Origin of the sequence: Candidatus Enterococcus myersii (genome assembly GCF_017316025.1) — a bacterium.
Taxonomy (GTDB): domain Bacteria; phylum Bacillota; class Bacilli; order Lactobacillales; family Enterococcaceae; genus Enterococcus_C; species Enterococcus_C montenegrensis.
In genome coordinates this window covers 24,632-40,572 of record NZ_JAFLVT010000009.1, presented here as the reverse complement: position 1 = coordinate 40,572, position 15,941 = coordinate 24,632, and the positions used below count along the sequence as shown (strand labels likewise).

Sequence of the window (15,941 nt, the reverse complement as noted above, 5' to 3'; positions counted from 1 at the left end):
TATCACGAGTTTTGCTGTTTTATTAGGCTAACGCTACAGATTTATTCATACGTTTAAACAGTTTTAAAAATAGTGTGGCAGTTGTAAGTTGTAGGAGTCAATACTTGTCAATTATGGTAAAATATTGTGGATATGATTGATGAGGTGAAATAATATGAGAGTCGTGGCAGGAGAATATGGTGGCCGAAAATTAAAAAGTTTGCCAGGGGATAATACACGTCCCACAACAGATAAAGTGAAGGGCGCTATATTTAATATGATTGGCCCTTTTTTTGATGGTGGCACTTGTCTGGACTTATATAGTGGTAGTGGCGGTCTGGCGATTGAAGCGATATCCCGTGGAATGGCGCATGCTTATTGTGTCGAGCGTAATTTTAAAGCAATGCAAGTCATTAAAGATAATGTCGCAATTACCAAAGAACCAGAAAAATTTACCCTCTTAAAAAAAGATGCCAAACATGCTTTGGACCAATTTATTGCAGAAGAAAAACAATTTGATTTGATTCTTTTAGATCCGCCTTATGCCAAGCAGCAGTTGATTGCGGAGCTTGAAGCGATGGTCAAAAATAATCTATTGACCAATCAGGCAGTAGTGGTTTGTGAAACAGCAAAAGAAGTTATTTTACCAATTCAAATTGCTAACTTAAACCAAATAAGACAACAAAATTACGGTATCACTAGCGTAACAATTTATAGAAATGAGGCGTCTCATGCGTAAAATAGCATTATTTCCTGGTAGTTTTGATCCTTTTACCAATGGGCATTTAGATACAATTGAACGAGGATCTGACCTTTTTGATGAAATTATCGTTGGTGTTTTTGTGAACACAAATAAAAAGAGTTTGTTTACCCCAAAAGAACGTAAAGCTCTGGTTGAAGCTTCGGTGGCCCATCTGCCTAATGTGCGTGTGATGGAACAAGATAGTGAACTAACCGTAACCAGTGCGAAAAAATTAGGTGCAAATTTTTTATTACGAGGAATTAGAAGCGTAAAAGATTATGAGTATGAAAAAGAAATTATGACGATGAATCATCATTTGGATAAAAAGATTGAAACGGTATTCTTATTGGCTCGCCCAGAGTATACCCATATCAGTTCCAGCATTTTAAAAGAAGTCATTGCTTTTGGCGGTGATGTCAAAGAATATTTGCCAAAACCAGTATTTGAAGCATTAGTGAAGAAGAGTGATCATTATGAAGCGTAAAGTGCCAATAAAACGCCTTTTACTTTTATTGTTGGCGTTAGTTTTAATGGCCTGTGTTGCATTACCAATTCCGTATTATATCGAAGCACCAGGCTCAACGATTAAGTTAGATACATTGGTGAAAGTTAACGGCCAAAAAGATAAGTTTAGTGGCTCGTTTTCCCTGACGTCAGTTGGGATCAGGCAGGCAACTGTTGCTACCGCATTATTTGCTAAAACGCAAACTTTTTCTGATTTAGTGACAAAAGAAGAGCTGATGGGCACTGCCAGTGATGATGATTACAATAGAATTCAAAACTTTTACATGGAAAGTTCCCAAAATAATGCGATTACAGCAGCACTTCATTTAGCTAAAAAGCCTTTTAAAATGGATTATCTTGGTGTCTATGTTTTAGGCATAGAGGAAAGTTCTGCTTTTTATGGCAAAATTAAAATTGGTGATACCGTTGTAAAGGTTGATTCAAAACCTTTCAAAAGTAGCGATGATTTTATGAAATACGTTCAGAGTAAAAAAGTTGGCGATCAGGTGACGATTACCTATTTGCAAGACGGTAAAGAAAAAACGGCGCAAGGTGCATTGATTAAGTTGCCAAGTAATAACAAAGCAGGAATCGGCATTACACTGACTGACCACACACAGGTGAACAGTCAAGAAAAAGTTCAATTTGATGTTGATAATATAGGTGGTCCTTCAGCGGGCTTAATGTTTACCTTGGAAATTTACCAACAATTAATGAATCAAGACTTACGAAATGGTCATGAAATTGCAGGTACGGGAACTATTGATAGTCAAGGTAATGTTGGTCAAATTGGTGGTATTGATAAAAAGGTCGTTAGTGCTTCTGAAAGTGGAGCAGAAATCTTTTTTGCACCAGCTGATTTAGAAAAAGGTGATACGAATTATCAAGAGGCTAAAAAAGCGGCTGCAAAAATTAAAACAAAAATGAAAGTGGTATCCGTAAAAACAGCACAAGAGGCAGTGGATTATTTAAAAAAACATGTCACAAAATAAGTTTTTAGGCGCAGATGACCTCAAATATAGTAAGTTGTAAAAATCAAAAAAGCATATGCTATACTAAATAACAAGAAATGTATTAAAGGAGGAACAAGAGTGGAAATTAAACGTCAAAAACCAGTGGTAGCTGCTTATCACTATGATCAACCCAATCCCGAACAAGCTTATGAAACGCAGTTGCAAGTAGGATTTACCCCATTAAATACAGAAGATCCCAATTATCCAAAAGAAAATTCAATTATTCGGTGTATTTTAGATTTTCGTTTGGTTTTTGAAGAATATGTGATTTCTGGTCGCGTCAGTCAAATTAACCATGTCGTTGACCGTAAGATTGCAAGTCAAGCAGATGTGACCGAAGAAGAGGTTAATGAAATTGTGGCCCCGTTGTTTGATATCGTAAAGCGGATGACCTATGAAGTAACTGAAATTGCAACTGACGAACCTGGATTAACCCTTAATTTTCAAACAGAAGCATAGGAGAAAATGATGTTTACAGAAGATATTCAAATTATGTTATACGTTGATGATGTCCAAAAAGCGGTGGCATTTTGGCAAGCCTTGGATTTTGTCATCCTTGAAGAGCAAGCAGTAGATGGTACCCGGGTCGTTGAAATTGCGGCCGCAAAAGATGCGAAAGCACATTTTGTCTTATATGATCGTGAGTTTATTGAAAGTAATTCACCCGAAGTTGCCACCAATTCACCATCCCTGATGTTTTTTAGCCAAGATATTTACCGTCTTTATAAAAAAATTGGTGAACTTGACGTGCCACTAGGAGAAATGATTTCATTGGGTGATCGAGAAGTCTTTAATTTTGCAGACCCTGATGGTAATTATTTTGCCGTTTCAAGTATCTAAGAAAAAGGATGTGACAAAACTTCACTGTTTTGTCACATCCTTTTTCATGCCGTCTTATTGCTTGCGGCTAGGCACTTTTTTTCACTTTTCGTAAACGGCGGAAAAAAAGCAACCTCTGCGACAATAAGTTGAAATTCACCAAAAATTTGGAAAACAATTTTAGGTAATCCCATCTTATTGCTTGTGGTTAAACGCTTTTTTTCCGCCTCTTTTATTAGCCTTTATCCCGGGCGATGGCACCGGTATCTAGGGCTTCTTTCAAATCTTTTTTAAACTGGTGGAAAAATTTTGACAACTTATTCATAACGCAAGGCCTCGATTGGATCTAGCCGTGCTGCTTTGCGGGCGGGATATACACCAAAGAAGATTCCGATTGCACTGGAAAATAGTAGCACAAAAGCAATTGAGCCTAATGAAAAATGTGCGGTAATATTTAAAGCATTGGCCACAATCAATGCCAGTGATGCCCCTAATAGTAACCCAATCAGGCCACCGATTAAGCACAAAATAACTGATTCTGTAAGAAATTGGAACAAAATATTGTTGTTTGTCGCACCTAATGCTTTTCTGGTACCAATTTCGCGGGTTCTTTCGGTCACGGAAACTAACATGATATTCATCACCCCAATGCCACCAACTAGTAATGCAATTGCGGCAACTGCAGCAATAAAGTTAATAAATAAACCTAAGACATTGTTTACTTCATCTAACGCTTGCAAAAAGTTGGTTGCAGTATAAACTTTATCGTCAACAGCATCGTGGCGTACAGATAAAATATTGACAATTTGTTTTGAAACTGTATCGATGTCATCTTTTGAATTGGCAATTACAGTTAATTCGCTCATTTTTGTTGCATCTGGTTGTAGTGTCACAGCACTTGTTAGTGGCATTGCCAAATAGCCAGGCATTTTTTCACTATCAAAAGCTCCCATCATATTTTCCATGGTACCTTTGGTAACACCAAGAACACGCAATGTGACTTGGCCGTTTTGATTTTTAACCGTAATTTTTTCACCAACAACATTATCGCGCCCGTTAAAGAAGTAGCGAGCAGTATCAGCACTGATAATGGTTACTTTGGCATTTTCTTCGTATTCCGTTTGATTAAAGTAGCGACCGTAAAGCAGTGTCTTATCCATCATTTGATTGGTGTACTGCAAATCGGGCATACCTGCAATTGCCATCCCAAATTTACTTTTGTCGTTTGCAGTAAAATTTGCTTGGATAGTTGTAACAGGAGAAATGTGGGCGATATTTGGAATACTGCGTTTTAACGCTACTACATCTTGACTCGTAATTTTTTGACTGTCGCTTGCCTCTTGGCTGGTTGAAACGGAGATAGTCGAGGCCCCCAAATCACTAAAGGTTCCGTTAATTTCTTTTGTTGCGCCATTTCCTACCGCTAAAATTGCAATAACGGCACTAATGCCAATAATAATCCCCAACATGGTCAAAAATGACCGCATTTTATTGGCTAAGATACTATCTAAGGCCATTTTAAAGCTTTCGCTGATTCCCATTTTTGACCCTCCTTATAGTGTTTTTCGTTTTTTTACAGAATTATCGGCAATAATTTGGCCATCTTTAAAGGAAACGATTCTTTTGGTGTATTGGGCAACATCTGGTTCGTGGGTAACCATAACCACAGTTGTCCCTTTATCGTTTAGGTCTTGGAAAATTTTCATAATTTCTAATGTTGTTTTGGAATCTAAATTTCCAGTTGGTTCATCGGCCATTAAAACCACAGGATCATTGACAATTGCCCGTGCGATAGCAACCCGTTGTTTTTGCCCACCAGAAATGGCATTGGGACGATGGTGAACGCGATCGGCTAAACCTACTTGTTCTAGTGCCTTGAAGGCTCTAGTTTTTCGCTCGGATTTAGCAACGCCGGCATAAACCAATGGCAGGGCAACATTTTCTAATAGTGTCATCCGGGGCATTAAATTGAAAGACTGAAAGACAAACCCGATTTCTTTATTGCGTACTTTGGCACTTTCTACATCACTCAGATGGGTGACGTTTTGTCCATTTAAAAGATAGGTGCCATCATCAAAACGATCTAACAAGCCAAGAATGTTCATCATAGTCGACTTACCAGAGCCGCTTGGGCCCATAATTGAAGTGAACTCACCTTCAGCAATATGAAGATTGACATTTTTTAAAGCTACCAGCTCTTCGCCGGCAGTACGATAAATTTTTACCACGTTTTTTAAATCAATCATTTCATCACCTACTCTTTAGTAACGGCACTGCCGTCTTTAAGGCTAGAAGTAGGGGATAAGATGACTTGATTACCGTCAGTTATTCCCTTTTTAATCACGATAAATTGGTCAGATTGAATGCCCGTTTCTACTTTTGTAATTTTTGCTTTGTCATCTTTTATTTCATAGACGATGGGCTCATTTTTGTCGTTATACGTTAAAGCTTCAATTGGAATTGCCAGCGCGTTTTGCTCAGTTGCAATGGTAATGTCTACATCAGCTGAAAAGCCAGCATATAATTTTTCTGGTTTATCATCAAAAGTTACAACAGCACCTAATGCGGCGCTCGTTGTTGCTTGCGTGGAAGTAGCGGTAGGATCTTTTTCGGTGACTTTGCCAGCATAATTATGACCACCAGAAGAAATAACTGCTTTTTGATCCACGTTAACTTGACGGGCCTCGGAATTTGATAAAGCGAGTTGAACTTTTAAATTATTCAAGTCAGCAACAATAATAGAAGCCTTACCTTGTTGGGCAGCTGTATCGGCTTGTCCTTTTTTTATATTGACTTCCGTTATCGTCCCGTCTATTCCTGCCGTTAAGCTTAGGCCGCTATCGTAGTTGGCTAATACTTGATCTTTTTTTACTACGTCGCCAACTTTTACATTTAAATCTGTGACATTACCAGTGCCAACTAAATTTTCTGTATTATTTGGAATCAAAGTTCCAGTTGTGCTTAAAGTTTCTGTGACAGTCATTTTTTTGGCAGTTGCACTGTGAATGGTGATGGTGTCATCTTTTTTAGTACTATTATTAAACAAAGCAAAACCGATAGCACCCACGACAACGACGCCTGCTAATAATATCCCAATTGTTTTTTTCTGCATTATCTTCACTCTTTTCCACGTAGATTATGACATGGTGTCGTGTTCATTCTAAAGCTTTTTATACTTGGTGTCCAAATATAGCATTTGAAAGTTTTGTGAAGATTTTTGGTATACTAGCTATGAGGTGAGTGTGATGAAAAAATATGTTTATGCCATTGGTGATATCCACGGAGAATATGAGTTGTTTAAAAAACTTTTAGCATATTTTGATTCCAAACAACATCAACTTGTGCTAATGGGTGATTTAAATGACCGCGGTAAACGCAGCAAAGAGTGTCTTTTACTAGGAAAAAATTTGGTAGAAAAATTTGGGGCTATTTATTTGCGAGGTAATCATGAAGAATACTTTTTACAATTTTTAACCAAGCCAGAAGACTGGTTTGCTTCTTATTTACACAATGGAGGAAAAGAGACAATTGAAAGTCTTTTGCACAAAGGGGCTTGTGAGGAGTATTCGCCAACTGAAATTGCCATGATGATTCGTAGTCGTTATCGTGATTTAGTCGATTTTTTAACACAACGACCTTTGTATTATGAATGGGAAGATTATATTTTTGTTCACGCCGGGGTGGACTTGACTAAAGAAGATTGGCATGATACTGCTCCTGCTGATTTTATTTGGATTCGCGAACCTTTTCATAATGGAAAAAATAAGACTGGCAAAAAGATCGTCTTTGGGCATACCATCACACCAATGCTTCACGGGGACATGATGACAACGGACTTGTGGCTTTCAGATAATAAAATTGGAATTGACGGCGGCGGTGTCTTTGGGGGTTCCATTCATGGGGTCGTTTTTGGTAAATCGGGTATTGTCCAAGATATTGAATATCAGAATTTATCAGGACCTTGGCAACCTGATTTTTAAGTGTTTGAATAAAAAAGACGCGATACTTGTTTTCTTTTATAGTAAAAAAGGGTAGTAAAAATAAGTTGATTTTTTATGAAACTTTAAAAAGATTTTTTTAAGGTTGTTTTATTAATAAAAAAAGGCTGGGATCTATAGGATTCCAGCCTTTTTTTGCGGCTAAACGGTGGACAAGAAGTAGCATTTTTTAGGATAAGCAAAAATTTGACAAAAATTTGGGGAACACCAAAAGTAGACCTAAACAACAACACTACAAGCAGTGTATTGTTGAGTCATTTGGATAATTTCTGGCTTATTGCTGTGAGATAGGCGATAGCTGATGTAAAAGAGCACCTGTCTGCAGTTCAAAGCACATCACTTCTACTTCAACTTTTTTTCGAATTGAATAGTATTTTCTATGTTAAAATAAATGGGGTCAAAAGAAAGGTGAGATGACATGACAGCCGCAAATCAAGATTTATTAATGTTATTGCAAGCAGAGCTTACAAATTATTCCAAAAAACAAATGCAACAAGTTTTGGACTTGTTATTAGACGGGAATACTGTTCCATTTATTGCCCGTTACAGAAAAGAAGCCACTGGTAATTTAGATGAGGTTCAAATTCGTGAAATCGAAGAACGTTACCAATATTTAGAAAATCTGGAAAAACGCAAAAGCGAAGTGCTACGTTTAATTGAAGAACAAGAAAAACTAACGCCAGAACTTGCTGCCAGTATAAAAGCTGCCAGCAAAATGCAACAAGTAGAGGACTTGTATCGCCCTTATAAACAAAAACGTCGTACCAAAGCGACGATTGCAAAAGAACAAGGGTTAGAACCGTTGGCAAAATGGTTGTTACGTTTTGCCGATGAAGCTGTGGCGACCAAAGCGACAGAATTTATAACCACAGAAGTTCCCGATGTCACAACAGCTTTAGCTGGTGCCCATGAAATATTAGCCGAATTTTTTTCTGATTCAGCTAAGTTTAGAACTTGGATTAGACAGAAAACATTTGATAAAGGAATTTATACCAGCGCAGGAAAGAAAACAGAAAAAGATGAAAAAGGCATATATGAAATGTATTATGCCTTTGAAGAGCCAGTTAAAAAGATGGTTTCTCACCGGATTTTAGCCACAAATCGGGGCGAAAAAGAAGATATTTTGAAAGTTAGTATTTTAGCACCAGAAGATGAAATTTTAAATTATTTAAAGCGCCAAATTATAAAAGGTCAAGGTGAAGCGGTGAATTACGTTACTGCGGCCTATGAAGATGCCTACAAACGCTTTATTGCACCGGCAATTGAGCGGGAGATTCGCAATGAATTAACAGAAAATGCCGATGAACAAGCTATCGCGGTTTTTGGTGAAAATTTACGCAATTTATTATTACAGCCACCATTAAAGGGAAAAGTGGTGTTAGGCTTTGATCCTGCTTATCGGACTGGGTGTAAATTAGCTGTTTTAGATGCCACAGGAAAAGTCTTGGCGATAACTGTTATCTATCCCCACAAACCAGCGCCGCAAAGTAAAAGAGAAGCGGCTGGTCCAGCATTCCAACATTTAATCAAAAAATACGGTGTACAAATGATTGCCATTGGAAATGGAACGGCTAGTCGTGAGTCTGAGCAATTTGTTGCTGAGCAAATTCGCAGCTTAAATGAAGAAGTTTATTATGTAATTGTCAATGAAGCAGGAGCTTCTGTGTATTCAGCCAGCGACATTGCTAGAGGTGAGTTTCCTAATTTACAAGTAGAAGAAAGAAGTGCGATTAGTATTGGTCGGCGCTTACAAGATCCTTTAGCTGAATTAGTAAAAATTGATCCTAAAGCGGTGGGCGTTGGACAATATCAACACGATGTTTCCCAAAAGCGCTTGGCTAAACAGTTGGATTTTGTCGTTGAAACTGTGACAAACCAAGTAGGGGTAGATGTTAATACTGCCAGTCCACAACTTTTACAACATATTGCTGGGCTGAACAAAACGACAGCACAAAACATATTTAATTATCGGGAAGAAAATGGGGCCTTCACTAAACGCAATCAATTGAAAAAAGTGCCGCGTTTAGGGCCAAAAGCTTACGAACAAGCAATCGGCTTTTTACGAATTCCAGGTGGTAGCGATATTTTCGACAATACTGGTATTCACCCAGAAAGTTATGGCGTGGCCAAAGAAATCTTGACACGGGCTGACCTTAAGTTAGACCAACTTGGGACAAAAGAAGCTAAAGTTCGTTTAGAAAGCCTAAACCCAGAACAAGTTGCTGCTGATTTAGATTCTGGAACGGCAACTGTGGAGGATATTTTAAAGGCGCTTTTACAGCCTGGTCGAGACATGCGGGATGAAATGCCAGCTCCGCTTTTAAGAAAAGATGTTTTAACCATGAGTGATTTAAAACCTGGGATGGAATTAAAAGGAACTGTCCGCAATGTAATTGATTTTGGTGCTTTTGTTGATATTGGGGTAAAACAAGATGGTTTAGTTCATATTTCAAAACTAAGTCGCCGCTTTGTAAAACAGCCAAAAGATGTGGTGGCTGTTGGAGATGTTGTCACTGTTTGGGTGGAACAAGTTGATGAACAAAAAGGGCGCATTAGTTTAACCATGTTAGACCCTACTGGAGAGTAAAATGACAGAAGTACAACTGCAACAATTAGTAGAAGAAATTTCGCTGCAATTTTTTAAGCGTCCTTTCAAGCATCGGGCGATTTTTAATAAGCGACTGAAAACTACTGGTGGGCGTTATCATTTGACAGATCATCACTTAGATTTTAATCCCACCTTGTTTGCGGGGATTTCTCAAGCAGAACAAGCTGGGATCATTAAGCATGAATTGTGCCATTATCACTTGCACCTATTAAAAAAAGGTTACCGCCATCAAGACCGTGATTTTAAAGTCCTATTAGCTAAAGTCGGGGGGAGTCGTTATGCCCCCAGACTACCACAAGTAAAAAACAAGGTTAAACGCCAAGTTATGTACCGTTGTCTTGGTTGTGGTCAAATTATTACCCGCCAAAGAAAAATTAATACCGCGCGTTATGTCTGTGGCAAATGTGGTGAAAAACTGCAATTTTTAAAAATTGTTAGCTAAATCTTGGTGAAATACTTACTAAAAGTAACTAATAGGAGCTTTTCGGATAAAACTCATTGAATTTTTAACGTTTTTGTTAGATAATGAACCTCGTGCAAATTATTAGCTCGTTTTTTGGTAGATTAAAGCTGTGTTTTAATTTGAGAAAAAGACGAATTGGATTAAAAAGGAAAATAAAAACAAAAAAGAGTTTTTACATGATTGATATGGAAGAAAAGAGGCTAAATTAAGATGAATGACAAAGATAAGCTTTATCATTTTGTCGGAATTAAAGGTTCTGGCATGAGTTCACTAGCATTGGTGTTACATGAAAAAGGCTACCGCGTACAAGGATCCGATGTGGACAAATATTTCTTTACACAACGGGATTTAGAAAAAGCTGGAATTACGATTTTACCTTTTAGTGCCGATAATATTAAAGCAGACATGATTGTTATTGCAGGTAACGCGTTTGCGGATACTCATGAAGAAATTGTTCGCGCGAAAGAATTAGGTTGCGAAGTAATTCGTTATCACGATTTTATTGGACGCTTTATTAATGACTACACGAGCATTGCGGTTACTGGTTCTCATGGTAAAACAAGTACGACTGGTTTATTGGCGCATGTTTTTAGCGGTGTTTCACCAACGAGTTATTTGATTGGTGACGGTACTGGACATGGTGTACCAGATGCGGACTTCTTTGCTTTTGAAGCTTGTGAGTATCGTCGTCACTTTTTAGCCTATGCACCGGATTATGCGATTATGACCAATATCGATTTTGATCATCCTGATTATTATAAGAGCATTGAAGATGTCTTTACTGCTTTTCAATCGATGGCCCATCAAGTAAAAAAAGGTATCTTTGCTTATGGTGATGATGTTTACTTGCGTAAATTGGAATCAGAAGCACCAATTTATTATTATGGTTTAAATGATAATGATGATATTCAAGCAAAAAATATCAAACGGACAACTAAGGGTTCTGAATTTGATGTTTTTGTTAAAGACAAAGAAATTGGTCATTTCACCCTACCTGCTTTTGGTAAACATAACATTTTAAACGCATTAGGTGTGATTGGAATTGCTTATTTAGAAGGCATCGACATGGCAGAAGTCGCGGAAGAAATGCGGACTTTTGCAGGAGTTAAGCGTCGTTTTAGCGAGAAAAAAGTTGCAGATATGACAATCGTCGATGATTATGCTCATCATCCAGCTGAAATTAAAGCGACAATTGATGCTGCGAGACAAAAATATCCAGATAAAGAAATTATTGCAGTCTTCCAACCTCATACTTTTACCCGGACGATTGCTTTGATGGATGATTTTGCTGAAGCACTCGATTTAGCCGATAAAGTATTCTTGTGTGATATTTTTGGTTCAGCAAGAGAAGCCAAAGGTGATGTGAAAATTGAAGATTTAGGCGCTAAAATTAAAAAAGGTGGGCAAGTCATCAAAGAAGACAATGTGTCACCATTACTTGATTTTGAAAATGCAGTTATGATTTTCATGGGCGCTGGCGATGTTCAAAAATTTGAAGCTGCTTACGAAAAATTACTAAGCAATACTACTCGTAACCGTTCATAATAAAAAATTACCCATTAAAAATGTTAAAACTGGTACTTAGTTGTGCCAGTTTTTTTGTAATTTTTACTTTTAAAAACGCAAAAATTTTACTAAGCTTTCCTGTTAGAAAATTTCAAAACTTGCACTTTTAAAGGGTTCTGATACAATAATGATAAAATCTATTCAAACGATATTAAAACATGGAGGAATCAAGTTTGCAGATCAATCGTGTAAAAAAAATAGGTAAGACCATCGAAGAAATTGAGGAAGGCGATTCGTTATCCTTAACAGAGTCGATTGAAGATAATCAGCTGTTGTTATATCTAGGACTGACTAATGATGCCAATCCTTTATATATTCAACATGATTATGCCCAACAAACCGCATATCAACGTCCAATTGTTCCGTCTGTCATGTTAATGGGAATTATTACCAGTGCCATTTCAAAGCACTTGCCGGGACCAGGATCGCATGTGGTGAATTTTTCGGTGAATTTTATCGAACCAGTCTATCATTATGAAACACTAACTTTTGCTTTTGAAGTGATTAAAGTGGATAAAATGAAAGATGTGGTGACGATTTCTGTGGAAGCAACCAATGCAGAAGAAGACCGTGTTTTAGACGCTGTCGTGATGGTGCAACCTCCAATAATTGAAACAGAAAGCGTAGGGGATATTCATGAATAACTATCAAACACCCGTTGTGGAAAAAGATACATTAAATCGTTTTTATGCTAAAGTTTATGCCTTTTTTGCGGTTGGACTAGGGATTAGTGGTGTTGTTTCTTATTTTTGCGCGACAACATTTCTACCACAAACCATCCGTTTTGTTAATGGCTTTCCGTTAGGATTTTTAGGGCTATGGATTGTCCAATTGATTTTAGTCTTTGTTTTAGCAGCTAAAGCCAAGAAAAATCCTGCTATGACCATTGCCGGATTTCTGATCTATTCCTTATTAAATGGGTTAACGTTGACTGCAACGCTACTACATTACGATATTAATACTATTTATGTTGCTTTTGGTGCAGCGACAGCAACCTTTGCAGCGACAGCACTCTTTGGTGTCTTTACGAAAAAAGATTTATCTATGGTAGGTAGAATTGGTTTTATAGCTTTAATTGGGATTATTGTGACGATGTTGTTAAATGGTTTTATTTTACACAGTGGTCCAATGGAGTATTTGCTTTCAATTGTGACCGTGTTTGTCTTTGCCGGTTTGACAGCTTATGATCACCAAATGATTAAAGCTTATTACAAACAAAGTCGTGGAACAGAAAATACTGGTATTGCAGTTTTTGTAGCCTTACAACTTTACTTAGACTTTATTAACTTACTGCTAGCCTTCTTACGCATTTTTGGTCGCGACTAGTTTTATAAACGAAAAAAGAATTTGCGGCATTTTGCTGCAAGTTCTTTTTTTTAAAAGAAATTTTAAGTCTTACGAGAAAGTTTGCTTTTAGTGTTCAAAGATTAATGAGATTTCCTCAGACTTTCCTATTTCAAAATTATCGCTTTTTAGGTGCTTTGATTTTTAAATTACTAGTCAATAATCATCGCTAGTTTACTGGAACTTTGTTAGAATAAAGAGGAACTTTTGTGGGATTGCAATAAAATGTTGCTAGAAAACCAACGAGATAAGGAGAATTTCCATGACGAAGAAAAAACTTTTATTAGTGGATGGCAATAGCGTGGCTTACCGAGCTTTTTTTGCGTTGCATAATTCGCTGGAGCGTTTTAAAAATAAGAATGGCTTGCATACTAATGCGATTTACGCTTTTAATACAATGTTTGATAATGTAATGACCAAAGAAAAACCAACGCATGTTTTGGTGGCCTTTGATGCAGGTAAAACGACATTTCGAACTGAAATGTATCAAGACTACAAAGCCGGACGAGCAAAAACTCCAGGTGAATTTCGTGAACAACTTCCTTATATTCGTGAATTAATTACAGCTTTAGGGGTCAAGTATTACGAGTTAGAAAATTATGAAGCTGATGATATTATCGGCACTTTGGCGACACAAGTGGATAAAAATGAATTTGAAGTCGTGGTGTTATCTGGTGATCGCGATTTAACACAATTAGCCAGTGATGATGTGACGGTTGATATTACAGTAAAAGGGGTCAGTGAAATTGAAGCTTACACACCTGCGCATATTGCTGAAAAATATGATGGTTTAACCCCTAAGCAAATCATTGATATGAAAGGTTTAGCTGGCGATACCTCAGATAATATCCCCGGTGTAACCAAAGTGGGGGAGAAAACCGCCATCAAGCTATTAAAAGAGTATGGCTCAGTTGAAGGAATTTATGAAAATATCGATAAAATAAAAAAAAGTAAAATGAAAGAAAATCTGATTCATGACCAAGAACAAGCCTTTTTATCAAAAAAATTAGCTACAATTGATACCGCAGCGCCAGTGACGGTTAAAATTGAAGAATTAGCATATGCAGGCAAAGATTTGGATAAATTGGTGCCATTTTATAAAGAAATGGACTTCAAACAATTTTTAAGTAAGTTAAATATCGTAGAAGACCCAGCTGATTTGGCAGAAATTATGTTTGAGGTGGTGGATGAATTTACCGCTGAAATGTTTCAAGCAGACATGGCGCTATATCCCGAAATGTTATCTGATAATTATCATTTGGCTGATATTGTAGGGGTTGCTTGGGGAAATGAGCAGAAAATTTATGTGACTGATAATTTAGCTGTGTTTGAAAATCACGATTTTCTAAATTGGCTTGAGGAAAAAAACAATAAAAAGACCTATTATGCCAAACGTACCTATGTTGCTTTAAACCGTTATGCCAAACGGCCACAAGGTATTACGTTTGATGTTTTACTGGCTGCGTATTTGTTAGATACAAACGACAGTAACAACGATATCGCAGGTGTAGCCGAACATTATGGTTTTACTGACATTCAAACAGATGAAGCTGTTTATGGCAAGGGGGCTAAAAAAGGGCTGCCTGAAAATATGGAAGATTTTTATGCCCACTTGGCCCGTAAAGTAAAAGCAATTTTGTTTTTAAGTGAAAAACTAGATGAAGATTTAAAAGAAAAAAATCAAAGTGATTTATTTTATCAGATGGAGTTGCCTTTATCACAAATTTTAGCTGAAATGGAAATCGCTGGTATCACAGTCGATAGCAAACGCCTTTTGGATATGAAAGGCGAGTTTGCCACACGCCTTCATGAAATTGAAGAAAAAATTTACGCAGAAGCCAAAGAAGAGTTTAACTTAAATTCGCCAAAACAATTAGGTGTTATTCTTTTTGAAAAAATGGGGCTTCCGGTGATCAAAAAGACAAAAACAGGCTATTCAACAGCTGTCGATGTTTTAGAGCAATTACAAGACCAAGCGCCGATTGTGGCGGATATTTTAACGTATCGTCAGATTGCTAAAATTCAGTCGACCTATGTTGAAGGCTTATTAAAAGTTATTCAACCGGACCAAAAAATCCATACGCGTTATGTTCAAACCTTGACTCAAACGGGCCGCTTAAGTTCGGTTGATCCTAATTTACAAAATATTCCTATTCGTTTAGAAGAAGGGCGTAAAATTCGGCAAGCCTTTATTCCCCGAGCTAAAGACTGGGTGATTTATTCCTCTGACTATTCGCAAATTGAATTACGGGTATTGGCACATATCTCAGATGATGAGCATTTAAAAGAAGCCTTCTTAGAAGGTCAAGATATTCACGCCAGCACAGCAATGCGGGTTTTTGGGATTGAAAAGGCTGAAGATGTGACGCCAAATATGCGTCGTCAAGCAAAAGCGGTGAATTTTGGAATTGTTTATGGTATATCTGATTATGGTTTATCACAAAATCTAGGAATTTCCAGAAAAGCAGCACAACAATACATTGATACTTATTTTGAAAAGTATCCTGGGGTTAAAAAATATATGGAAAGTATCGTTCGGGATGCAAAAGATAAAGGGTATGTTGAAACCCTGTATCATCGTCGTCGCTATCTTCCAGATATTAATGCTCGGAATTTTAATGTGCGTTCTTTTGCAGAACGTACCGCAATTAACACTCCTATTCAAGGAAGTGCCGCTGATATTTTAAAAATCGCCATGATTGACCTGGCAAAACGGTTGCAAGAAGAAAGTTTATCAGCTGTTATGTTACTGCAAGTCCATGATGAGTTGGTTTTTGAAGTGCCAGAAAATGAACTAGAAAAATTGGATAAACTAGTCAAGGATGTCATGGAAAATGCCGTGGCATTACACGTCCCCCTTGTCACAGATAGTAGTTGGGGCAAGACGTGGTATGATGCCAAATAA

At 37.4% G+C, this 15,941-nt stretch carries 15 protein-coding genes; 12 read left to right on the top strand and 3 right to left on the bottom strand.

What is annotated here, in order from left to right; all coding sequences use genetic code 11:
• Nucleotides 1–154 precede the first annotated feature (154 nt).
• The 5 genes from rsmD to JZO76_RS08495 all read left to right on the top strand — a co-directional run bounded on the left by rsmD (nt 155) and on the right by JZO76_RS08495 (nt 3,078).
• Nucleotides 155–718, top strand: a complete 564-nt coding sequence (gene rsmD / locus JZO76_RS08515) for a 16S rRNA (guanine(966)-N(2))-methyltransferase RsmD (RefSeq protein ID WP_206903694.1) — start codon at nt 155–157, stop codon at nt 716–718.
• A complete protein-coding gene (gene coaD / locus JZO76_RS08510; protein ID WP_206903693.1) occupies nt 711–1,205 on the top strand; it encodes a pantetheine-phosphate adenylyltransferase in 495 nt (164 codons plus the stop codon). Before rsmD ends, coaD begins: the two co-directional genes overlap by 8 nt.
• Entirely contained in the window at nt 1,195–2,217 is a 1,023-nt protein-coding gene (locus JZO76_RS08505) for a SepM family pheromone-processing serine protease (RefSeq protein ID WP_206903692.1), read from the top strand. Before coaD ends, JZO76_RS08505 begins: the two co-directional genes overlap by 11 nt.
• Nucleotides 2,218–2,316: 99 nt before the next feature.
• Nucleotides 2,317–2,697 carry a DUF1149 family protein gene (locus JZO76_RS08500; RefSeq protein ID WP_206903691.1) on the top strand — a complete coding sequence of 127 codons (381 nt, stop codon included), beginning with the start codon at nt 2,317–2,319 and terminating at the stop codon, nt 2,695–2,697.
• Between the two features lie 9 nt (nt 2,698–2,706).
• Nucleotides 2,707–3,078: a VOC family protein gene (locus JZO76_RS08495; protein WP_206903690.1), complete on the top strand. Its 372-nt coding sequence runs from the start codon at nt 2,707–2,709 to the stop codon at nt 3,076–3,078.
• Nucleotides 3,079–3,374: 296 nt separating this feature from the next.
• Here the strand turns inward: JZO76_RS08495 and JZO76_RS08490 are convergent, their stop codons facing one another.
• From JZO76_RS08490 to JZO76_RS08480, 3 genes are read right to left on the bottom strand one after another with little or no spacing between them, the layout of a single operon-like run.
• Nucleotides 3,375–4,598 (bottom strand): ABC transporter permease, encoded by a 1,224-nt coding sequence (locus JZO76_RS08490; RefSeq protein WP_206903689.1) that lies wholly within the window; start codon nt 4,596–4,598, stop codon nt 3,375–3,377.
• A gap of 12 nt (nt 4,599–4,610) precedes the next feature.
• Nucleotides 4,611–5,303: an ABC transporter ATP-binding protein gene (locus JZO76_RS08485; protein WP_206903688.1), complete on the bottom strand. Its 693-nt coding sequence runs from the start codon at nt 5,301–5,303 to the stop codon at nt 4,611–4,613.
• A gap of 8 nt (nt 5,304–5,311) precedes the next feature.
• Nucleotides 5,312–6,169, bottom strand: a complete 858-nt coding sequence (locus tag JZO76_RS08480; RefSeq protein ID WP_206903687.1) for an efflux RND transporter periplasmic adaptor subunit — start codon at nt 6,167–6,169, stop codon at nt 5,312–5,314.
• A 133-nt stretch (nt 6,170–6,302) separates the two neighbouring features.
• On the opposite strand from JZO76_RS08480, the gene JZO76_RS08475 reads away from it, so the two are divergent.
• The 7 genes from JZO76_RS08475 to polA all read left to right on the top strand — a co-directional run bounded on the left by JZO76_RS08475 (nt 6,303) and on the right by polA (nt 15,941).
• Nucleotides 6,303–7,037, top strand: coding sequence for a metallophosphoesterase (locus JZO76_RS08475; RefSeq protein ID WP_206903686.1), 735 nt, complete (start codon nt 6,303–6,305; stop codon nt 7,035–7,037).
• Between the two features lie 436 nt (nt 7,038–7,473).
• Nucleotides 7,474–9,642 (top strand): Tex family protein, encoded by a 2,169-nt coding sequence (locus tag JZO76_RS08470; RefSeq protein ID WP_206903685.1) that lies wholly within the window; start codon nt 7,474–7,476, stop codon nt 9,640–9,642.
• A gap of 1 nt (nt 9,643) precedes the next feature.
• Entirely contained in the window at nt 9,644–10,105 is a 462-nt protein-coding gene (locus tag JZO76_RS08465) for a SprT family protein (protein WP_206903684.1), read from the top strand.
• Nucleotides 10,106–10,336: 231 nt separating this feature from the next.
• Nucleotides 10,337–11,671 carry a UDP-N-acetylmuramate--L-alanine ligase gene (murC, locus tag JZO76_RS08460; protein ID WP_206903683.1) on the top strand — a complete coding sequence of 445 codons (1,335 nt, stop codon included), beginning with the start codon at nt 10,337–10,339 and terminating at the stop codon, nt 11,669–11,671.
• A 179-nt stretch (nt 11,672–11,850) separates the two neighbouring features.
• Complete coding sequence (locus JZO76_RS08455) at nt 11,851–12,336, top strand: MaoC family dehydratase (RefSeq protein ID WP_396140019.1); 486 nt, start codon at nt 11,851–11,853, stop codon at nt 12,334–12,336.
• Complete coding sequence (locus JZO76_RS08450) at nt 12,329–13,018, top strand: Bax inhibitor-1/YccA family protein (RefSeq protein ID WP_206903681.1); 690 nt, start codon at nt 12,329–12,331, stop codon at nt 13,016–13,018. The genes JZO76_RS08455 and JZO76_RS08450 overlap by 8 nt, the downstream gene beginning before the upstream one ends.
• 280 nt (nt 13,019–13,298) lie before the next feature.
• Nucleotides 13,299–15,941 (top strand): DNA polymerase I, encoded by a 2,643-nt coding sequence (polA, locus tag JZO76_RS08445; RefSeq protein ID WP_206903680.1) that lies wholly within the window; start codon nt 13,299–13,301, stop codon nt 15,939–15,941.